At 65.1% G+C, this 20,164-nt stretch carries 24 protein-coding genes; 11 read left to right on the top strand and 13 right to left on the bottom strand.

Going from position 1 to position 20,164, the window contains the following annotated elements; genetic code table 11:
- Window positions 1-108 precede the first annotated feature (108 nt).
- Window positions 109-963, top strand: coding sequence for a uroporphyrinogen-III C-methyltransferase (gene cobA, locus C8D04_RS12140; protein WP_116005083.1), 855 nt, complete (start codon window positions 109-111; stop codon window positions 961-963).
- Here cobA and C8D04_RS12135 read toward each other — a convergent pair.
- A complete protein-coding gene (locus tag C8D04_RS12135) occupies window positions 960-1,883 on the bottom strand; it encodes a LysR family transcriptional regulator (RefSeq protein ID WP_116005082.1) in 924 nt (307 codons plus the stop codon). The two genes, cobA and C8D04_RS12135, sit on opposite strands and share 4 nt — an antisense overlap.
- Window positions 1,884-2,065: 182 nt before the next feature.
- On the opposite strand from C8D04_RS12135, the gene C8D04_RS12130 reads away from it, so the two are divergent.
- From C8D04_RS12130 to maiA, 6 genes are all read left to right on the top strand, one after another.
- Window positions 2,066-2,602, top strand: coding sequence for a VOC family protein (locus C8D04_RS12130; RefSeq protein WP_116005081.1), 537 nt, complete (start codon window positions 2,066-2,068; stop codon window positions 2,600-2,602).
- Window positions 2,603-2,642: 40 nt separating this feature from the next.
- Window positions 2,643-3,200, top strand: a complete 558-nt coding sequence (locus tag C8D04_RS12125; RefSeq protein ID WP_116005080.1) for a TRAP transporter small permease — start codon at window positions 2,643-2,645, stop codon at window positions 3,198-3,200.
- Window positions 3,197-4,474, top strand: coding sequence for a TRAP transporter large permease subunit (locus tag C8D04_RS12120; RefSeq protein WP_116005079.1), 1,278 nt, complete (start codon window positions 3,197-3,199; stop codon window positions 4,472-4,474). Before C8D04_RS12125 ends, C8D04_RS12120 begins: the two co-directional genes overlap by 4 nt.
- 42 nt (window positions 4,475-4,516) lie before the next feature.
- A complete protein-coding gene (locus C8D04_RS12115; RefSeq protein ID WP_116005078.1) occupies window positions 4,517-5,515 on the top strand; it encodes a TRAP transporter substrate-binding protein in 999 nt (332 codons plus the stop codon).
- Between the two features lie 226 nt (window positions 5,516-5,741).
- Window positions 5,742-6,764: a fumarylacetoacetate hydrolase family protein gene (locus tag C8D04_RS12110; RefSeq protein ID WP_116005077.1), complete on the top strand. Its 1,023-nt coding sequence runs from the start codon at window positions 5,742-5,744 to the stop codon at window positions 6,762-6,764.
- Window positions 6,765-6,778: 14 nt separating this feature from the next.
- The gene (gene maiA / locus C8D04_RS12105; protein WP_116005076.1) at window positions 6,779-7,426 is read left to right on the top strand and encodes a maleylacetoacetate isomerase; all 648 of its coding nucleotides are present in this window, start codon (window positions 6,779-6,781) and stop codon (window positions 7,424-7,426) included.
- Window positions 7,427-7,435: 9 nt separating this feature from the next.
- On the opposite strand, the gene C8D04_RS12100 is transcribed toward maiA, so the two are convergent.
- The 8 genes from C8D04_RS12100 to C8D04_RS12065 are packed head-to-tail and all read right to left on the bottom strand — an operon-like array spanning window position 7,436 to window position 13,371.
- Window positions 7,436-8,305, bottom strand: a complete 870-nt coding sequence (locus C8D04_RS12100; protein WP_116005075.1) for a lysoplasmalogenase — start codon at window positions 8,303-8,305, stop codon at window positions 7,436-7,438.
- A 49-nt stretch (window positions 8,306-8,354) separates the two neighbouring features.
- A complete protein-coding gene (locus tag C8D04_RS12095; RefSeq protein WP_116005074.1) occupies window positions 8,355-9,524 on the bottom strand; it encodes a DSD1 family PLP-dependent enzyme in 1,170 nt (389 codons plus the stop codon).
- Window positions 9,508-10,146: a histidine phosphatase family protein gene (locus tag C8D04_RS12090; protein ID WP_116005073.1), complete on the bottom strand. Its 639-nt coding sequence runs from the start codon at window positions 10,144-10,146 to the stop codon at window positions 9,508-9,510. The genes C8D04_RS12095 and C8D04_RS12090 overlap by 17 nt, the downstream gene beginning before the upstream one ends.
- A 1-nt stretch (window position 10,147) precedes the next feature.
- Window positions 10,148-10,747, bottom strand: coding sequence for a DUF4136 domain-containing protein (locus tag C8D04_RS12085; RefSeq protein WP_116005072.1), 600 nt, complete (start codon window positions 10,745-10,747; stop codon window positions 10,148-10,150).
- Between the two features lie 53 nt (window positions 10,748-10,800).
- A complete protein-coding gene (ttcA, locus tag C8D04_RS12080) occupies window positions 10,801-11,709 on the bottom strand; it encodes a tRNA 2-thiocytidine(32) synthetase TtcA (protein WP_116006168.1) in 909 nt (302 codons plus the stop codon).
- 47 nt (window positions 11,710-11,756) lie between these two features.
- The gene (locus C8D04_RS12075; RefSeq protein ID WP_116005071.1) at window positions 11,757-12,131 is read right to left on the bottom strand and encodes a dihydroneopterin aldolase; all 375 of its coding nucleotides are present in this window, start codon (window positions 12,129-12,131) and stop codon (window positions 11,757-11,759) included.
- Window positions 12,128-12,556 (bottom strand): dihydroneopterin aldolase, encoded by a 429-nt coding sequence (locus tag C8D04_RS12070; RefSeq protein WP_116005070.1) that lies wholly within the window; start codon window positions 12,554-12,556, stop codon window positions 12,128-12,130. The genes C8D04_RS12075 and C8D04_RS12070 overlap by 4 nt, the downstream gene beginning before the upstream one ends.
- Window positions 12,553-13,371 (bottom strand): SDR family NAD(P)-dependent oxidoreductase, encoded by an 819-nt coding sequence (locus C8D04_RS12065; protein ID WP_116005069.1) that lies wholly within the window; start codon window positions 13,369-13,371, stop codon window positions 12,553-12,555. Before C8D04_RS12065 ends, C8D04_RS12070 begins: the two co-directional genes overlap by 4 nt.
- Window positions 13,372-13,380: 9 nt before the next feature.
- On the opposite strand from C8D04_RS12065, the gene C8D04_RS12060 reads away from it, so the two are divergent.
- From C8D04_RS12060 to trxC, 3 genes are all read left to right on the top strand, one after another.
- Window positions 13,381-14,514: an SAM-dependent methyltransferase gene (locus C8D04_RS12060; RefSeq protein WP_116005068.1), complete on the top strand. Its 1,134-nt coding sequence runs from the start codon at window positions 13,381-13,383 to the stop codon at window positions 14,512-14,514.
- Between the two features lie 18 nt (window positions 14,515-14,532).
- Entirely contained in the window at window positions 14,533-14,727 is a 195-nt protein-coding gene (locus C8D04_RS12055) for a DUF2905 domain-containing protein (protein WP_024813073.1), read from the top strand.
- Window positions 14,728-14,800: 73 nt separating this feature from the next.
- Complete coding sequence (gene trxC, locus C8D04_RS12050) at window positions 14,801-15,235, top strand: thioredoxin TrxC (protein WP_116005067.1); 435 nt, start codon at window positions 14,801-14,803, stop codon at window positions 15,233-15,235.
- A 97-nt stretch (window positions 15,236-15,332) separates the two neighbouring features.
- On the opposite strand, the gene C8D04_RS12045 is transcribed toward trxC, so the two are convergent.
- The 3 genes from C8D04_RS12045 to C8D04_RS12035 form a co-directional block, all read right to left on the bottom strand.
- A complete protein-coding gene (locus C8D04_RS12045) occupies window positions 15,333-16,457 on the bottom strand; it encodes a YncE family protein (RefSeq protein WP_233521256.1) in 1,125 nt (374 codons plus the stop codon).
- A gap of 155 nt (window positions 16,458-16,612) precedes the next feature.
- On the bottom strand, window positions 16,613-17,443 hold the full coding sequence (locus tag C8D04_RS12040) for a creatininase family protein (RefSeq protein ID WP_233521164.1): 831 nt from the start codon (window positions 17,441-17,443) through the stop codon (window positions 16,613-16,615).
- Between the two features lie 213 nt (window positions 17,444-17,656).
- Window positions 17,657-18,895, bottom strand: coding sequence for a multifunctional CCA addition/repair protein (locus C8D04_RS12035; protein ID WP_116005065.1), 1,239 nt, complete (start codon window positions 18,893-18,895; stop codon window positions 17,657-17,659).
- A gap of 61 nt (window positions 18,896-18,956) precedes the next feature.
- Here C8D04_RS12035 and C8D04_RS12030 point away from each other — a divergent pair, with 61 nt between their 5' ends.
- Window positions 18,957-19,415, top strand: coding sequence for a hypothetical protein (locus C8D04_RS12030; RefSeq protein WP_116005064.1), 459 nt, complete (start codon window positions 18,957-18,959; stop codon window positions 19,413-19,415).
- An 8-nt stretch (window positions 19,416-19,423) separates the two neighbouring features.
- On the opposite strand, the gene C8D04_RS12025 is transcribed toward C8D04_RS12030, so the two are convergent.
- Complete coding sequence (locus C8D04_RS12025) at window positions 19,424-20,107, bottom strand: glutathione S-transferase family protein (RefSeq protein ID WP_116005063.1); 684 nt, start codon at window positions 20,105-20,107, stop codon at window positions 19,424-19,426.
- Window positions 20,108-20,164: the final 57 nt, after the last annotated feature.

Below are 20,164 nucleotides of genomic sequence, written 5' to 3'. Positions count from 1 at the left end.
TGTTCACCGCATTGGCCGGATGCGTCCTTGATGTGCATCAAGGACACTTGGGCAAGGGCTTTTGACAATGGCCCCACCTACAGTCTGCCTTTTTGTTCCGGAGTTTTGATGGATTTTCCCCACCCCCCAGTCCACAGTACCGTCCCGCGCGGTGCGGACGCACCGTCCGTCGCATTGGCCCCCGTGCCCCGCTCCGCCTGGGGCCGCGTGACGCTGGTCGGCGCCGGGCCGGGCGATGCAGAGCTGTTGACGCTCAAGGCCGCACGGGTACTGGCCAGTGCCAGCCTGGTGCTGTACGACCACCTGGTGTCCAAGGATGTGCTGCAGCACGTACCCGCCAGCGCAGAGCTGATCTATGTAGGCAAGCAAAGCAGTAACCACAGCCTTCCGCAAGAAGGCATCATCGACCTCATGGTGCGACTGGCACAGGCGGGCCGGTCGCTGGTGCGCCTCAAGGGGGGCGACCCCTATATTTTTGGCCGTGGCGGCGAAGAAGCCCAGGCCCTGGCCGCCGTAGGCATCGCCTGTGAAACCGTGCCCGGCATCAGTGCCGCACAAGGTGCTGCGGCTGCTACGGGTATTCCGCTCACCCACCGCGACCATGCAGGCATGCTGGTGTTTGCCACCGGCCATTTGCAGGGCGAAGGCGAGGAGCGCAGTGTCGCCCTGGACTGGGCCGCGCTGGCACGGCCCCGGCAGACCGTCGTGATCTACATGGGTGTGGGTACCTTGCCGCTCATCTGCGCCAAGCTCATCGAGCATGGTTTGCCGCCCGGTACGCCCGCAGCGTTGATCGAACGCGCCACCCTGCCCGACCAGCGCAGCATCATCGGCACGCTGCAAAGCCTGCCGGCCTTGGGCGTGGCACACCAGGTGTGCCCGCCGGCGCTGATCATGATTGGTGAAACCGTCTCGCTGCAGGCACGCATTGGCAGCCAGGCGACGGTGGTGGCAGCTCCCTAATCGGCTTGCTTTTGCGGTGCGTTCCAGCCGTGAGAGGCAACGTAAGCGAACAGAAATTCCATGAACTTTTCCACGGCAGGCGAGGGCGAGGTATTGCTGCGCACATAGACCTGGAAAGTGCGCCGCAGTTCGGGCTCGTGCAAGGGGCGCATCTGCAACTGGTACAGCCGCACCAGTGACGTGGCGTAGGGCAGGCAGGCGGTGATGCCCAGCCGCGCGCTGACCATGCTCAGTGCCGTGGTCATGAAGGCCACCTCGTTGCTCGGCTGCAGCGTCAATTTTTGCAGTGCCACATGCAGATCGAGCGCCAGGCGTTCGGTGAACTGGCCCTGCAGCGCAATGAAGGGGTGCTGCACTACATCGCTCCAGCAGATACGCGGCAGGGCTTCCAGTGCGTGGCCCTGGGGGAAAACCACCATGAAGGGCATCTCGAACAGTGGCTGGGCGGTGATGTCTGCGCTGGTGGCACGTTCGGGGCCAATGCCGAAATCCACTTCGCCAGCGGCCACACGCATCAGCACGTTCTCGACGGCGCAGTCGGTCAGGCGCACCTGCACGCCAGGGTGCTCGGCGCGGTAGGCTGCAATCACATCGGGCAGCAGGGTGCAAGCCATCAACTGGGGCGCGGCGATGCGCACCATGCCTTTGCGCAAGGCTTTGAGATCGTCAATGCTGGCCAGGGCTCCATCGAGGTCCTGCAGGGTTTTTTCCACCAGGGGCACAAAGCTGCGACCCACCTCGGTGAGGCTGATGCTGCGGGTGTTGCGGTCCACCAGGCGCACGCCCAGTCCCAACTCCAGTTCTTTGATCAGGCCGCTGAGCGCCGATTGCGTGATGTGCAAGGAACCCGCCGCCTGGGTAAAACTGCCCGTGCGGGCCAGCGCCACCAAGGCGCGCAACTGGCGCAAGCTGACATTCATTGGGAAATCTTATGAGTAGATCAATTAATACCGTTTGAATGATAGATGGCAAAGGCTTTTAATGGCAAACATCGCCAGACAGCCCAGGCGCGGCTGGCGAACCGCCCCGCAGCACGCAGTGTCCGTGCTGCCGCTGCGGCGGAATCTGGTTCAGGCACTGGTTCACCGACTGGAGACAAGGCATGAAGATCAAGAAGTTTCACCATGTGGCTTATCGCTGCATCGACGCCAAGCAAACCGTGGAGTGGTACGCCAAGTACCTGAACATGGATTTCATCCTCGCGATTGCCGAAGACGAAGTACCTTCGACCAAAGAGCCCGATCCCTACATGCATATCTTCCTGGATGCCGGGGGCGGCAATATCCTGGCATTCTTCGAGCTGCCGACCAAGCCGCCGATGGACCGCGACCGCAATACGCCCACCTGGACGCAGCACCTGGCCATGGAAGTGGGCAGCATGGAAGAGATGATGGAGGCCAAGGCGCGCATGGAGGCCGATGGCATCGAGGTGATTGGCCCGACGGAGCACACCATCTTCAAGTCCATCTACTTCCGCGACCCCAGCGGCCACCGCCTGGAGCTGGCCGTGAACACCGGCACGCCGGAGATGATGAAGAAGCTCGACGATGTGAAGTGGGACATGCTCAACGAATGGGCACAGACCAAGAAAGCACCCAAGCACGCCGCCTGGATGCACGACGGCAGCTACGCCAAGTAACTGCCCCTCCCCCCGACGCAGCACCGAAAAGGACCCAACCATGGCCCAACGCTTTGGGCGCGCCTGCGTGCGTGCACTGGAGATCGTCATCGTCGCCTGCCTGGCGGTGATGGCGGTGCTGGTGTTTGGCAACGTGGTGCTGCGCTACGCCTTCGATTCGGGCATTGCGGTGTCCGAAGAACTCTCGCGCCTGCTCTTTGTCTGGCTGATTTTTTTGGGCGCCATCCTGGCGTCGGTGCAGCGTGCGCACATCGGTTTTGATGCACTGGTGGAGCGCCTGCCGCTGGCCGGACGCAAACTCCTGGTGGTGCTCACGGGCAGCCTGATGTTGTGGGCGTGCGGCATGTTCCTGGTGGGCGGCTGGAAGCAGATGCAGATCAACCTGGGCAACAGCTACCCGGTGCTCGGTATTTCCTACGGCTGGCTGTATGGCGTGGCGATCGTGTTTGGCGGCGGCATGGCGCTGGCCATCGCCAACAACATCTGGCAAACGCTGCGCAGCACTGGCAGCCCGGCACTGACCAAAGACCTGGGCGATCGCATTCTCGAGAAGATGCCCGAGGTAGCCGCCAGTGATAAGAAGGGAGAGCCACGGTGAGCGCCGCCATCTTCTTGGGAGCGCTGCTGTCGCTCATCGCATTGGGCATGCCGATTGCCTTTGCGCTGCTGCTTTCGGGCGTGGCCGTCATGTTCCAGATGGGCCAGTTCGATTCGCAAATCGTGGTGCAGAACGCGATCGGCGGGGCCGATAACTTCGTGCTCATGGCCGTGCCCTTCTTCATCCTGGCCGGTGAATTCATGAACGCCGGCGGGCTGTCGCGTCGCATCGTCGAAATGGCCGGTGCCTTCGTCGGCCACTTGCGCGGCGGGCTGGGCTACGTGGCGATTTTTGCCGCCATCCTGCTCGCCAGTCTCTCGGGCTCGGCCGTGGCAGATACCGCCGCACTCGCCGCCATCCTGGTGCCCATGATGCGCCAGGCCGGCTACGACCCGGCGCGCGCCTGCGGGCTGATGGCGGCGGGCGGCATCATTGCGCCGGTCATTCCGCCGTCCATTGGTTTCCTGCTCTTTGGCGTGGTGGCCAATGTGTCGATCACGCGGCTTTTTCTCGCGGGCATCGTGCCGGGCGTGATGATGGGCGGCGCGCTCGTCGTCGCCTGGTGGCTGGTGTCGCGCCGCACGAGCGTGCTGGTGGCGCCGCGCAAACCCTGGAAAGAGCGCCTCGCGCTGCTGGGCAAAGGCTTCTGGGCGTTGATGCTGCCGGTGATCATCATCGGTGGCCTGAAATTCGGTATCTTCACACCGACCGAGGCGGCTGTGGTGGCGGCTGTCTACGCGCTGTTTGTCGGTGCGGTGATTTACCGCGAACTCACGATGGCCGCCATGTACCACTGCTTGCTGGTGACGGCGCGCACCACGGCCGTGGTGCTGTTGCTCGCTGCTCTGGCCATGGTGGCGTCTTACATGATCACTATTGCCGATGTGCCCGGCCAGGTGGGCGGCTGGCTCGGCGGATTGAGTGAGCATCCACTTGCACTCACTGCGGCAATGATGGCGGTGGTGTTCCTTGCCGGCATGGTGCTCGACTTCATTCCCATCGTGCTCATCTTTACGCCGGTCTTCTTGCCCATCGTGCAGCAGGCCGGTATCGACCCGGTGTACTTCGGCGTCATCTTCATCATCAACTGCTCGCTCGGCATGATCACGCCGCCCGTGGGCGTGGTGCTCAACGTCGTCAGCTCGATTGGCAAGGTGACGCTGGGCCAGGCGGCGCGCGGGGTTTTGCCCTTCCTGATGGCCGAGCTGGCCGTGTTGGTGGCGTTGGTGCTCTGGCCAGCGCTGGTCATGGTGCCCGCCAGCTGGTGGCGCTGATTCTTTGTGTTCTTTCCCTTTTTCAACCCAGGAGACAACCCCATGAAAGCCCTTTCCCAACTGATGGCTCTGACGCTTGCCGGCAGCTTTGCGGTGGTGGCCCCATTGACCGCGGTGGCCCAGGTGACGGCCAAGTTCGCTGTCACGCTGCCTGAAAAATCGCACCAAGGCCAGGGTGTGGCCAAGTTCATTGAACTGGTGGACGCCAAGAGCGGCGGCAAGATCAAGATCAAGGGTTTTTACGCCGGAGCACTGGGCAACGACGTGCAGGTCACCTCGGCGCTGCAGGGCGGCACCATTGAATTTACCGTGCCGCAAACCACCACCCTGACCGGCATGGTCAAGGAATACGAAATCCTCGACTTCCCGTTCCTGTTTGCCAATGTGCAGCAGGCCGAGAAGGTACTCGATGGCCCGGTGGGCGACAAGCTCCTGGCCATGCTGCCCGAGAAGGGCCTGATCGGCCTGGCGTACTGGGAAAACGGTTTCTTCAATGCCACCAACAGCAAGCACCCGATCAACAAGGTAGAAGATTTCGCAGGCCTGAAATTCCGCGCGGTGCAGGCCAAGATTTCGCAGGAAACGGTGAAGGCGCTGGGCGCCAATCCGGTGCCGCTGGCTGTGCCCGAGCTCTACACCGCGCTGGAGACGCGCACCGTCGATGGCCAGGGCACCCCTACCGCCGTGATCGCCGCGCTCAAGCTGGGCGAAGTGCAGAAGTACCTCTCGCTCACCCGCCACAGCTACGGCGCCTTCATTCCGCTGGTGTCGAAGAAGTTCTGGGACAAGCTGAGCGAAGGCGACCGCAAGATCCTGAAGGACGCCGCCATCGAGGCGCGTGCTTTCCAGCGTGGCGTGGCGCGTGAGCAAGAGAAGTCGGCCCAGGCGGCCATGGCCGCCAAGGGTCTGATCGTCAATGACGTGACCGAAGCCGAGCACGCCCGCATGCGCGAGAAGGTGCAGCCCGTGTGGAAGATGTTCATCCCCAGCGTGGGTGAGGGTCTCTACAAGGAAGTAACCGACCAGCTCGCTGCCAAGTAATTCCATTTCTAAACCATCCGTGTCGTTGTTGCTTCGCCTTGCCGTGCTGCAGCACTGATCGTAGGCTTCGCGCCTAGACACGAATGATTTGGAAACGGAATCAACCCCGCTAAACCAGCCCGCGCGCTGCGCGCCTGAACCGGCAGGGTGCTGTGCACCTGCTGGTTGGGCTGCTGCATGTTGGCGTGCACGGTTTCAGCTCCCTGATTTTTCCAAGGTTTGCACCATGAAACTCGCCACCCTTAAAGCTGGAGGCCGCGACGGCACGCTCGTCGTCGTGCGCCGCGATCTTTCCCAATGCGTCGCCGTACCCCAGGTGGCGCCCACGCTGCAGGCCGCGCTGGACGACTGGGACCGCTGCGCACCGCTGTTGCAGGCGGTCTCTGACACCCTGAACGCCGGGAACGCCGCAGGGGCCCAGCCGTTTGACCCGGCGCAATGCCATTCCCCCCTGCCGCGCGCGTACCAGTGGGCCGACGGTTCGGCCTATCTCAACCATGTGGAGCTGGTGCGCAAGGCCCGGGGCAGCGAGGTGCCGCCGTCCTTCTGGACCGACCCGCTGATGTACCAGGGCGGATCGGACTCGTTTGTCGGCCCGCGCGATCCCATTGACGCACTTACCGAGGACTGGGGCATTGACCTGGAGGCCGAGGTCGCCGTCGTCATGGGAGACCTGCCCATGGGGGCCAGTGTGGCGCAGTGCGGCCAGGCCATTCGGCTGGTGATGCTGGTCAATGACGTGTCTCTGCGCAACCTGATTCCGACCGAGCTGGCCAAGGGCTTCGGCTTCTTCCTGTCCAAACCTGCCAGCAGCTTCTCACCCGTGGCCGTCACGCCCGACGAGCTGGGCAACGCCTGGCAAGACGCCAAGCTGCACCTGCCGCTGCGGGTCGCGCTCAACGGCCAGCCCTTCGGCTGTCCCAACGCGGGGGAGGATATGACTTTCAGCTTTGCGCAACTGGTAGCGCATGCGACCAAGACCCGCGCCATGGCGGCGGGCTCCATCGTCGGCTCGGGCACGGTATCGAACAAGCAGGGCGGTCTGCATGGCTCGAGCATTGCCAATGGCGGCGTGGGCTACTGCTGCCTGGCCGAGGTGCGCATGTACGAAGCCATCGAGGGCGGCGCGCCCGCCACGCCTTTCCTGCACTTTGGCGACCGCGTGCACATCGAGATGCTCGACGCCAGCGGTCAGAGCATCTTTGGCGCCATCGACCAAACCGTGCGCCGCGTACAGGCCCCGGTCTGAAGGGGGTTGTGGCCATGCTCCGGCTCTACACCTACTTTCGCAGTTCGGCGGCCTACCGCGTGCGCATTGCGCTGGCCCTCAAGGGGCTGGCGTACGACTCTGTGCCGGTGCACCTGCTGCGCGAGGGTGGCGAACAGCACCAGAGCGCCTACCGTGCCGTGAACCCCGCCGGATTGGTGCCCGCCCTGCAGGACGATGGCGCTACGCTCACGCAATCGCTGGCCATTCTGGAATACTTGGAAGAGAGGCACCCGCAATCCCCGCTGCTGCCACTGGCCGCGCTGGACCGGGCGCGCGTGCGGGCGCTGGCGCTGGCGGTGGCCTGTGACATCCATCCGCTGAACAACCTGCGCGTGCTCAACTACCTCACGGGCCCGCTCGAGGCCAGCGATGCACAGCGCACTGCCTGGATACACCACTGGATGGCCCTGGGGTTGGAGGCCATTGAGCAGCAACTCGCACACAGCCCGCAGACCGGAATGTTCTGCCATGGCGACAACCCTACGCTGGCCGATTGCTGCCTGGTGCCGCAGGTGTTCAATGCGCAGCGTTTCCAGGTGGACATGGCACCGTATCCCACCGTGCAGCGCATTGCGGCGCACTGCGACAGTTTGGCTCCCTTTCAAGCGGCCCATCCGGCCCAGCAGGCCGACGCTGGCTGAGTCAAGCGTTCAAACGCTCTGGCGCCCCGCCAGCAAACCGCGCACCGTGCCATGCACGATGAAGGCCTGGGCGGCGTAATAGGTGACCAGTACGCCCACCTGGGCCAGGGGCAGCGGCAGTACAAAGCGGTTGGTGGCCAGCAGCGCATCGCTCAGCATGAAAATGCAGGCCCCCAGCGCGACCTGGTGCGCTGCACGGTCTCCCAGCGCGCGGGCCCGGCCCAGGGCCTGCGCCGCCATGAGGGCAATCACCAGCACATACACCGCCACCGGCACGCGCAACGCCGGCGGCAGGCCCCCTTGCCAGAGGAACAGATACATTGCGGCGCCCACGCCCACGGTGGCCACCAGCGCGCCGCGGTGGGAAAACCAGGGCACGCCCTGTTTGAACAGGGCGATATAGGCCAAGTGCGCCAGCAGAAAACTCACCAACCCGGGGATGAAGAAACCCTCCACCATGAGAAAGGCGTCGCCCGCCAGCGAACCCACCAACGCCGCCACCAGCAGCCCCCAGGAATTTGAGAGAAATTGGCCTCTAACGCTTATCTGGTGAGCGCTATAAGCTACAAAAATAATAGCAATCACCATGGTCAGTGGTTTGAACAGCCAATGCCAGTGCAGCAGTCCCATGGCGCTGGTGGCCGTGGCCAGCGCCCCGGCCTGCACCATCAGCGCCTGCAGGCAGCCGATGCGCCTGCGCAGTGCCGCCCACAGCGCCCATGCGGACGCCAGCAGCGTGACCGCCCACAGGGTGCTGTGCAGGGGTGGTGCGCTGGAGGCCTGCACGCCCAGGGTCACCAGACCGGCCAGCAGAAGGACGCTTTGCACGGCGGCAAAACCGCGCAGACCGTGAGAAAAGGGTGCAGCGACAAGAGGCATGGCAAGGTGGTTCCAGTAGAAGGAAAAAACGGCCCCGGCACCGAAGCACTCAGGTCAATGCGCCCCGGGCGTCCACGCGGAAGATGCGCTCGACCGTGCCATGCTCCAGCCCGCCGCGCACCCCGATCATGTAGTCGTGCAGATTCACCGTAGGGTCGCAGTGCCCGGGTATCAGCCACAGCATGCGCCCGATGGCAGGCAGCAGCGCCTTGGGGCCTTCGGTGGTCAGCAGCCCGTGCTCGTCGCCCCCATTGCTATAGCGCAGCGCTCGCTCGGGCGGCAGCAGCGCCACGCGGGGCATGCCCGAGTCGATGGCGTGGCTCTTGTGACCGGCGTCGCACACGGCGCGGTCGCCCTGGCGTGAGATCACCTGGGTTTTGATGAACAGCGCGTGCTCGAAGCCTGGTTGCGCGGGTTCGCGCTCGTTTTGCGCATAGCTTTCGTCCATGAACAAAAAGGAGCCAGCCTGCAACTCGCCATACAAGCCGCTGGCAGCTTCGTGCACCAGCGTGCCGGTGCCCGCGCCTGTGACCAGCGGCACCGCCAGGCCCGAGGCCACGATGAGGTCGCGCGTGTGGCGTGCCGCCTGTACCGCGGCGGCAATGGCGTCGCGGCGCCCGGCGGCGCTGCGCAGGTGCTGGGCGCCCCCGTGGTAGGCGTGCAGGCCGGCAAAGTGCAACCGTGGCTGGCGCGCCACCGTGTGGGCCAGGGCCCGTGCGGGTTCGCCGGGTGGTACGCCGCAGCGCCCCTGGCCCACGTCGATTTCCACCAGCACCCCAACATGGGCGTTGGGCGCTGCCTGGGCCATGGCTTCGGCCAGGCGGTGGATGCCGTCGGCGCTGTCCACCGCCAGCGTCAGTTGCCCGCCCTGGGCCTGCAAGCGCTCGGCCAGGCGGGCCACGCGCATCAGTTTGGGCAGGGCAATCACCTGGTTGGTGATGGTGATGTCGTGCACGCCCGCGGCGGCCAGCGCTTCGGCCTCCGCCGTTTTTTGCACGCAGGCGCCCGTGGCACCGGCGCGCTGCAGCCACAGGGCCAGTTCGGCGCACTTGTGTGCCTTGGCGTGCGGGCGCCAGCGCACCTGGTGCTTGCGCGCAAAGTCGGCCATGCGGGTGATGTTGCGCTCCATGGCGTCGAGGTCGATCACCAGTGCGGGCGTGTCGATCTGGTCTACGCGCAGGCCCATGCTGGCGCGCAGCGCTTCAGGCAGAGGTTTCATCGCGGGAGGCTGCGTTCAGGTGCAAAGTGTCGGCCCAGCCGACCAGGGTCAGGCCGTCGGGTGTCCAGAGCAGGCGGTTGATGGCGGTGTTGGTCAGTTGCCAGGTGCGCGGTGCCTGCAGCTCCTGGCCTGTGGCCAGGCGGTAGAGCACGTCGAGCACGCCGCCATGCGCTACCAGCACGATCAGCCCGCCGCTGTGCTGCGCTGCCAGGCGGTGCGTGGTGGCCTGGATGCGTTCGCGCAGCGCGGTCAGCGTTTCGCCGCCCTCGGGGGCAAAGTGCGGGTCGCGCTGGCGCCAGCGGCGCGCCTGCTCGGGCAGCTCGGTTTCGATCTCGGCGAAGGTGCGCCCTTCCAGTTGGCCAAAGCTGCGCTCGCGCAGGCCAGGTTCGACCACCAGGGGCGCGCCGGTGGCATCAGCCACGGCCTGGCCGGTGGCATGGGCGCGCTGCAGGTCGCTGGCGTAGATGATGCTGGGCGGCTCGACGGCCAGCGCGCGTGCCAGCCGGCGCGCCTGCCACTGGCCGGTGCTGTTGAGGGGAATGTCCAGGTGCCCCTGGATGCGGGTGTCCACGTTCCAGGCGGTTTCGCCGTGGCGCACGGCAATGATGCGGGTGGCTTGCATTTCAGCGGGCCGGTGGCACAAGGGGCAAGCGCACCTGGCGCGGTCCACCGGGCGGCTGCGGGAAGCCGCTCAGGGCGGCGTCGAACAGCACGCCAAAAATGGCGGGGTCGTCCGTCCACACTTCTTCGAAAAGGGCCGAGCTTTCATACACCACCTGCTGCGTGGCGGTGTCACGCAGCACCAGGCTGGCTTCGCGGCGCTGCAGCGTGGGCGGCATTTCGCGCAGCATCATCCCGGCGCGCAAGGGGTAACGCCCGCCCCAACCGGGGCCCCAGCCCCACAGGGGCGGGTAGTGGGGCCAGTCGGGCAGGGCCTGGCTGGCGCGCACGCTGACTTGCACCGCCAGGCGCGCGGCGGCATCGTCACGCTGCAAGCCGGCGCGCTGCAATGCCTGGTGCGCCAGTGCCTCGATGGAGGCAAAAGCCTTGTCGGTCGATTGCTGCGATGGAAGCTTTTCCAGCCGGTAGGTGGGGGGCACAGGCAGCGCACGCAGGGTGGACCAGCTTTGCACCTGGCTGTCCACCTCGCGCACCGTGGCGCAGCCCGCCGCCAGCACGGCGGCCAGGCCCAGCACCAGCATCTGAAACCAGCGTGAAACCATGGCGTGTCTCCTGTCTGTAGGGATAGCGGTGTGGGTGCCTTACTGTGCCAGTGTCAGGAGAGGCGCACCACCTGCAGGCCTGGTAGACCGGGCGGGGTGGGGAATTCTTCCTGGTCAAAGGCCTTGTCGCCGTCTTCGCTGGCAACGCCAGTGGCCTGGGCGCCCTTGAAATCGTACAGCGCACCGTCGAGCAGGTGGCTGGGCACCACGTTTTGCAGTGCACTGAACATGCTCTCCACGCGGCCCGGAAACTTCTTTTCCCATTCGCGCAGCATCTCGCCCACCTGTTTGCGCTGCAGGTTTTCCTGGCTGCCGCAGAGGTTGCAGGGAATGATGGGGAAATTGCGCTGCGCGGCCCAGCGCGTCGTGTCTTTCTCGCTCACGAACGCCAGCGGGCGAATGACGACGTGCTTGCCGTCATCGCTGACCAGCTTGGGCGGCATGCTTTTGAGCTTGCCGCCAAAGAACATGTTGAGCAGCAGCGTCTGCAGGATGTCGTCGCGGTGGTGGCCCAGGGCAATTTTGGTTGCGCCCAGCTCGTCGGCCACGCGGTACAAAATGCCGCGGCGCAGGCGGCTGCACAGGCTGCAGGTGGTCTTGCCCTCGGGGATCAGTCGCTTGACGATGCTGTAGGTGTCTTCGTTCTCGATGTGGAAGGGCACGCCCGTGCTCTTCAAATAGTCGGGCAGCACATGCTCTGGAAACCCCGGCTGCTTCTGGTCGAGGTTGACCGCCACCAGGTCGAAGTGGATGGGCGCGCGCGCCTTGAGCTTGATGAGAATGTCGAGCAGGGCATAGCTGTCTTTGCCGCCCGACATGCAGACCATGACCTTGTCGCCTTCCTCGATCATGTTGTATTGCACGATGGCCTTGCCGACCTCGCGGCACAGGCGCTTTTCCAGCTTGTGCGCTTCGCGCTCAATCTTGAAATCGGCCGGGGCGCGGGCTGGCGCCGCCGCCATAGTGTCTTCGCCCGTCCAAGCGCTGGTATCCATTGCATTCATTGCGTTCACCACTGTCCTGTGTCCATGCGGATGGCGACCTCGCAGTCGCCAAAAATTTCGAGTTTGGCAATTTTCACGCGCACGCCCAGCACGCCGGGCAGTTGCATGAGCCGGTGCGAGAGCTTGCCGATCAGCGTCTCCAGCAGATTCACATGCTCGGCCGTGCACTCGTCGATGATGATCTGGCGCACGCGCCGGTAGTCGAGCACATGCAGGATGTCGTCGTCGCGCGGCGCCAGGGGTTGCTCGCCCAGGCTCAGTTCTGCGTCCACCTGGATGGGCTGGGGCGCATTCTTTTCGTGCGCCAGGATGCCGACGTTGGCGTTGAAACGCAAGCCGGTGAGAGAGAGGGTCTGCTGGCCCGATGCCGGAGAAGTCATGGTGCGGGTGTGGTCGGTAAAAAGGGGGGCATGGGCTTGGCCTTGAAGGCCTCGACGCCCACCGCTTCGCAGTCGTCGTACACATCGGGCTTGCGCGTGGACACACGCGCCGCCGAGACTTGTGGGTGCGCCAGCAGGGCGTCGAGCACGGCGTCGCACAGGGTTTCCTGCAGACCAATGTGGCCGCGCTCGATGATGCGGGTGACTTCGCGGCGGACAAAATCGTAGTCCACCACTTCGTCGATCTGGTCGTGCTGTGGGGTGTTGTCGCTCAGAGGCACGTACATATCGATGTCGAACAGGATGCGCTGGGCCGCAGCGCGCTCGAAGTCGTGGATACCGATGCGCACCGTGCGGCACAGGCCACGCAGAAAAATACGCCGGTAGTGTGTGAGCAGCGGGTCGATCAGGAGGGGAGAGGTCATGGCTTGCCTGGGGGCGCAGTTTGCGCCAGTTGCTCGGCCACGAACATGATGTCGCGCTCCAGGGGCACCAGGTGTTGACCCTTGTCCACCGTGATGGTGATGCCGGTCATGGATGCATTTTCAGCCATAAACACCGCGGTGCGCGCCACATCGTCCGGGTCTGTCGGGCTTTGCAGCAGGTTTACGCGGCTGGCGCGATGGAAGTTATCGCCCGTTTGTGGACCGCTCACGTAAACCAGGCCCGGGGCCAGGCCGCAGACCCGCACATGCGGCGCCAGCGCCTGCGCCTGCAGCGCCACGGCGCGCTCCAGCGCCAGTTTGGTGAGCGTGTAGGAAAAATAGTCGGGGTTGAGGTTGAACACCTTTTGGTCCAGCACATGCACCACGATCGGCACCGCGCCCCCTGCAGAGGCCTGCTGCACTGCCCGCGCCAGCAGGCTGCCCAGGTGCAGCGGCGCTGCCAGGTTCACTTGCATCTGCTGCTGTAGCAGGGCGGGTGAAAAATGGACGCCCGTGTCGGCCTCGAACAGCGAGGCGTTGTTCACGATCGCATCGGGCCAGCGGCCCAGGGCTTGCACGGTGCCATCAAAAACGTGCTGCTGCGCGGCGGTATCGGCCAGCGTGCCGCCAATGGCCCAGGCCTGGCGGCCCAACGCCTCGATCTCGGCGCAGGTCTGCAGGGCTTCGTCGCGCGAGTACTGGTAGTGGCAAGCCACATCCCAGCCGGCCCGGGCAAAGGCCAGACTGAAAGCACGGCCCAGGCGCCGGGCGGCGCCGGTGACCAGAACAGTGCGTGGAGGAAGCGGGGAGGACATTCGGGGACAATGCAGGCCGTGACAAAAGAACCCACAAGTTTAACGACCGCCCTGCAAGCCCATATCGCGCAGGCCATTGCATCGGCTGGTGGCTGGATCGGCTTTGACCGCTTCATGGAGCTGGCCCTGTATGCGCCTGGCCTGGGCTATTACGCCGGCCCCTTGCCCAAGTTTGGCACCCTGCCCAGTTCGGGCAGCGATTTTGTGACCGCTCCCGAGATGACGCCGCTGTTTGGCCAGACGCTGGCCGTGCAGGTCGAAGAAGCCCTGGAGCGCACCGGCACTGACGAAGTGTGGGAGTTTGGCGCGGGCTCGGGCGCTTTGGCGCTGCAATTGCTGGACGCCCTGGGCGCGCGCGTGCGCCGCTACACCATCGTCGATCTTTCGGGCAGCTTGCGTGCGCGCCAGCAAGCGCTGTTGGCTGGGCACGCGGAAACGGTGCGCTGGGTCGATGCGCTGCCCCCGTCTTTTGAGGGCGTGGTCGTGGGCAACGAGGTGCTGGATGCCATGCCTGTCAAACTGCTGGCGCGCCATGGCGGGGCGCAGAACGGCGTGTGGCATGAGCGCGGCGTGGTCCTGCACGATGGCGCGTTTGCCTGGGCCGACCAGCCTACGGCGCTGCGCCCACCGGTCGAAATCGAAGGCCCCCACGACTACCTGACCGAGGTGCACCCGCAGGCCGAGGCCTTTCTGCAGACCCTGGGCGACCGCCTGGTGCGCGGTGCGGCCTTCTTTGTTGACTATGGTTTTGGCGAGAGTGAGTACTACCACCCGCAGCGCCACATGGGCACGGTGATGTGCCACCGTGCGCACCAGGCGGACGACAACCCGCTGGTGGACGTGGGCCTCAAGGACATTACCGCGCATGTCAACTTCACGGCCATGGCGCTGGCCGCGCAAGACCAGCTTTTGCCGCCAGGCCAGGGCTGGAGCGTGCTGGGCTACACCACGCAGGCGCACTTTCTTATCAACTGTGGGTTGCTCTCAAAAATGGAGCTGCAACCGCTGGAGGGACGGGTGATTGCGGCCAAATTGATCATGGAGCACGAAATGGGCGAGCTGTTCAAGGTGCTGGCCCTGTGCAAGGGTGAACCGTGGGACGCCCTGGGTTTTGTGCAGGGTGACCGCACGCACCGGCTCTGACAACGATTCTCCATCGCCATGATCCGCTGGCTCATCGTTGTCTTTCTGGCGCTGGTCTTGATCAATGGCCTGTCGCCGTGGCTGCAGCGCATGGGCCTGGGGCGCTTGCCGGGGGATTTTCGGTTCCGGCTGTTCGGGCGGGAATGGTTCATTCCGCTGGCCAGCACGGTGCTGCTCAGCTTTGTGCTGAGCTTGGCCGTCAAGTGGTTGTGATCGGAGCCCGAGCGCTTGAATTTCGCGGCCTGTGGCCCGATGTCGGAATGAGAACGTTCTGAAAGCACCCACCATGACCGAAGCCCTGCACATCGTCTGCCCCCATTGCCACACCACCAACCGCGTGCAAGCCGCGCAACTGGGCAGCGCACCGGATTGCGGCAATTGCCACCAGCCGCTGTTTGCGGGTGCGCCGCTGGAGCTGGATGCCACCAGCTTTGGCAAGCATGTGCAGCGCAGCCATATCCCGGTGCTGGTGGATTTTTGGGCGCCCTGGTGCGGCCCGTGTCGCCAGATGGCGCCGGCCTTTGCCCAGGCAGCGCGTGCGCTGGAGCCGCAGGTGCGCCTGGCCAAGCTCGACACCGAGGCGCATCCGCAGGTGGCGGCGCCCTACAACATCCGCAGCATCCCGACCATGGTGCTGTTCAAGGGCGGGCGCGAGGCGGCACGTATCTCTGGCGCGCTGGGCGCGGCGGACATTGAGCGCTGGGTGCGTTCGGTGCTGTGAAGCAGCGTGAGGGCAATGCTGAACCAGTCCCTCACGCGCCTTGCATCCCATCCCGATGCACGGCGCGCATCATCGCGGTGATTTATTCAGCATCGCCTTAGCGCATATTGCCCGTGTGCCCCAGCGAGTAACGCCCCGGCTGCGGCCAGACGGTCAAGCCGTGGGGCTCGGCGCCCACGCGCACCTTGGTCACTGCGCCGGTCACCGTATCGAACCGGTACACCACATCGTCATACCGACCCGACAGCCAGAGCCACTTGCCGTCGGCACTCACGTTGCCCATGTCGGGGCTGCCGCCCCCGGGGACGGGCCATTGCGCGACGACGGTCTGGGTGGCGAAATCGATCACGCTCACCCCGCCAGGGCCCTTTTTGGTGCCGTGGATCTTGTGCGTTCCGCGGTTCGCCACATACAGGCGCTTGCCGTCGCGGCTCGGGTACAGCCCGTGCGCGCCCAGCCCGGTAGAAATGAAGCCAACTTCCGTGAACGCATCACCATCCAGCACATGCACGCCATCGGCGTCCATGTCGGCCACAAAGAAGCGCTTGCCGTCAGGGGATATGCGGATGTCCTGCGGCATGCCCTTGGTCGAGGTGCAAACCTCGGTTTCCAGAGGGTTGAGCGCGGCCTTCGACTCTGCAAAGCGCACAGCGGGCATCTTCAGCTTCAGGTAGCCCAGCACTACCCGGTTGATGAGGTCGATTTTTGCCACCGTGCCGTCAAACTCACAGGTGAAGAGCGCGAACCGGCCGTCGATCGAGAATTCGCCGTGGTTGATGCCTCCACATCGGGGCGTGCTGATCGAGTACTGCATGGCCAGCGTCTTCGGGTCTCGAAAATCCAGCCTGCGCCGGTCTTCGGCGACGACGATGAGTGAGGCGCCATCGGGCGTGAAATACACGTTGTAGGGGTCGTCCACAGGCACCGGTTTGCCGGCCTGGCCGGTTCGCGGGTCGATGGGTGTCAGGCTGCCCTCGTTGCTGCGCTCGGCGTTGTTGGCCACCCAAAGAGTCGACAAATCCCATGACGGAACAACGTGTTGCGGGCTTTTCTGCACGCGCAGGGTGTCTACCACTTTCATGGTGTGGGGGTCAATCACGGACACGGACTTGGAGCGCAGGTTGGGCACGTAGATCCGCTCAAGGTGGTCTTTCACGGCAGAACCCATGTGGTTCGGCGTGGTTTCGCTGTAGATATTTCTCGCGTCGGGCACTGGCGGCATGCCAGGTACGGTCTTGATGGGGGGCGTCTGTGCAATCGTCGCTGCCGTGCCTTGCGCCTGCGCCGGTGCGCTGGCCTCCTGGCGGGGGGCTGCGCTGGCGCCTAGCACGCTGAACGCAGTTAGAAAAAGGAGCGTGGCTTTCATGGGAGCAAATCTCATTTTTGGGGGATGGTTGGCGAAGGGCCAGAATTGGTAGGCGCCTGCATGAGCGCATGCAAAGCGGCCACGCTGCTGTCCACGATCAGATCCACGCCGATGTGCCCCAGTGCAGCCGTCGCGCGGCGCGGGTCGCCGTAGACGCCGCCTCGCTTGCCGGCCTGCGCTGCGGTGGTCAGTGCACCAGCGCGCACCAGCGCGGGGTCCACCGCCAGCGCCAGCGCCGTGTCGGCCAGGCCGGCATGGGTGCCGATTTCAGCACGGGTGAAGCCTTTGTCCAGCAAACCAGCCACGTAGAGCGATTGCGTGACCTGGTAATACTCGGCCAGCGCATGCACGCGGCAGCTGGGGTCGCTCGCCCACGCGCGGTTGAGGCGGTTGGCCACCCGCGCTTCGAGCGGTTGGTAGCCGCCGTGGTCACCCAGGAACACGACATGGCGAAAGCCGTGCTGTTTGAATGAGCGCGCAGCGCCCTCCAGCACGGCTTCAAAGGCGGCATCGGGAATCGAAATCGTGCCTGCAAAGCGCATGTGTGCCTGTGGCGGGTCAATGGAACCCTCCGGCACATAGGCCAGCACGGGCGCCACCAGCACACCCCCGGCGCGCTGCGCGATCTGCCCGGCCAGGAAGTGGACGCGCGCATTGTGTTTGCCCAGCACCATGTGTGGCCCACTCTGCTCGGTGCCGCCAATCGGCACCAACACGGTGGTGCTGCCCGCGGCGATGCGGCCCTGCAGCTCGGTCCATGTCAGGTCTTCGAGGTAGACGCTGGCCGATGGCACGTCAGCCGCCATCGCAGCACCAACGCCCAGGCTGCTGCAGGCCAGCACGATGAGCCAGGCGGCGTGCCGACATCCTGGCGCAGGCCTATTACCGCCAGTGCGGACCGCTTTGGGGGAACCGAAAGGCAGGCAAAACCGGACAACGCGAAAGAAAAGCTGAGCGAGAAGGCGCATAAGTGCTTGATGGTACAAGCCCGCAGCGTGGGATCAGGCGCCTTTTTTGCCCCCGCCACAGCGGCTGTGGTAGTTTTTTGGAATCGCTCAGGCCGCAAATACGGCGGCGATGGCGCGTACCCGCGCCGCGTGAATTTGCTCCCCTACCTGCGGCCCCTTGAAGCCGCGCGCTGCGGCTTCGGTCGCGATGGGGGCCGTGTCCACCGCGCGTGCTGCGGCCAAAGCGGCTAGCAGCCGTTCGCGCTGGGGGTAGGCCGACTCTTCGAAACCCAGCCGCCCGCGCGCATCGCATTCGCAGGCCAGCAGCACGTCTTCGAAGCGCGCTGGTTTGCGGATGGCATCGCAGCGCTCCAGCAAGCGCAAAAGCGCAGCAGGTGCCAGCTCGCCACTGCGGTGGATGTTGCCGTGCTCGCGCGCCACCACGTCGGCCAGCTCGCGGCAGTCGGTGGGTATGCGCAAGCGTTCGCACAGGCCCTTGAGCAGCTTTGCGCTGCGCTGTTCGTGGCCAATGTGGCGTGGCAGCATGTCCTGGGGCGTGGTGCCCTTGCCCAGGTCGTGCGTCAGGCAGGCAAAGCGCACGGCCAGCGGTGCCTGCAGACGCGCTGCCATGTCCAGCACCATCATCAGGTGGATGCCGGTGTCGATCTCGGGGTGGTATTCAGGGCGCTGGGGAACGCCCCACAGCCGGTCCACCTCGGGCAGTACCACCCTGAGCGCCCCGCAGGCGCGCAGTACGTCGAACATGCGTGAGGGCTTGTCTTCCATCAGCCCGCGCGCCAGCTCTTGCCACACACGCTCGGGCACCAGGTGGTCTGCCTCGCCGTTGTGCACCATGGAGCGCATCAGGGCCAGGGTTTCGGACGCCACGGTGAAGTCGGTGAACCGCGCCGCAAAACGTGCCACGCGCAGGATGCGCACCGGGTCGTCATGGAAGGCGCCGGTCACATGGCGCAGTACCTTGTCGCGCAGGTCGCGTGCACCGTTATAGGGGTCAAAAATGCCTGTAACGCCCGTCCATTCTGCGCTGGAAGCTATTGCATTGATAGTGAGATCGCGCCGCGAGAGGTCCTCTTCGAGCGTGACCTCGGGCGAGCTTTGCACCACAAACCCCCGGTAGCCGCGCCCGCTCTTGCGCTCGGTGCGCGCCAGCGCGTATTCCTCGTGCGTCTCGGGGTGCAGAAAAACCGGAAAGTCGCGCCCCACGGGCAGGTAGCCCAGGTCCAGCATCTGCTGCGGCGTGGCGCCTACCACCACCCAATCGTGGTCGTTCACGGGGCGGCCCAGCAGCCGGTCGCGCACAGCGCCCCCCACCATGTAGATTTGCATGCGGGCAGTGTAGTTACTATTCACGGCCCTTCAAGGCACCCATTGTCTCTGGAGTCTGCCCATGTCCTCATCGCCCCACATCACCATCGTTCAGCCCAACCTGGACGGCAGCCTGCCCATTCCCGTGCCGGCAGCGCCCTCGGCCACCGAGGCGGCTGCCGCGCAACTGCAGCAGCGCGCCGAGGCGCTGCAGGAGCAGCTCGAAGGTTTGCAGGAATTGCTGGCCAAACCCCTGAACGAAATCCTGGCCGACCGGGACAAGGCCCTGGAGGCCGCCAGCGCGTGGGACGCCTTCGGTGCCATGTGGATGCTCTCGCAGCGCGCCATGCGCCGCGTCGCCATGGACCTGGCCGCGCAGCAGGGCGTGAGCGAGGCCGACGTGGTGGCGCGCGCCATGCAGCACGCCAACGCAGTGCTCAACACCGAGGACGAAACCCTGGGCGGCTCCATCGCCCCCGCGCAGCTGGCGCATATCGCGCGGCACAAGCCGTTTTTGCGCAAGCAGTTCCGGCCGGGGTGAGTGGCGTTTCAGCGCTGGAGCCGGTAAGGCTCCTCGAACGCCCGGAAGTCCTGCTCGGCCAGGGCGCCGTCGATCCAGGCCTTGGCACCGGGCAGTTCGCGCACGCGCTGCACGTAATCCTGGATGTGCGCAGGCAAGGGTAGACCGTAGCTGTGCAGGCGCATGCACACCGGGGCGTAGAAGGCGTCGGCGATGGTGAATGCGCCGAACAGCATCGGGCCGCCATGCTCTTCCAGCAGACCACTCCACATGTCGACCAGGCGTTGCACATCGGCGCGCACGGCAGGCTTGTCGCGCCAGATCAGTGCGCCTTGCTGGGTCAGGTCGGCCTCGATGTTCATCGGGCAGGCGCCGCGCAGGGCGGCAAAGCCGCTGTGCATTTCGGCGGTGATGCTGCGGGCCTGGGCGCGGGCCGCCTTGTCCTGGGGCCAGAGCTGTTTTTCGGGATAGGTTTCGGCCAGGTATTCGGCAATGGCCAGGGTGTCCCACACCGTCAGGTCGCCGTCGACCAGTACGGGTACCTTGCCGGTGGGCGAAATACCAGCCAGCGTGGCCTTGAATTGCGAGCTGGCGTCAAAGCTGTCAAAGCGGGCCAGCACTTCCTCGAAAGGGATGCCGGCCTGGCGCAGCAGCACCCAGGGGCGCATGGACCAGGAGGAGTAGTTCTTGTTGCCGATGTAGAGCTTGAGCATGGGGCACCTGCTGAAGAAAAAATGGACCGCGAAGGAGCAGCCCATTGTGCGGCAAGG

Origin of the sequence: Simplicispira sp. 125, assembly GCF_003096555.1 — a bacterium.
In the GTDB taxonomy this organism is placed as follows: Bacteria; Pseudomonadota; Gammaproteobacteria; order Burkholderiales; family Burkholderiaceae_C; genus Simplicispira.
Note: the sequence above shows the minus strand (reverse complement) of the source record. Positions and strands in the feature narration are given on the sequence as shown.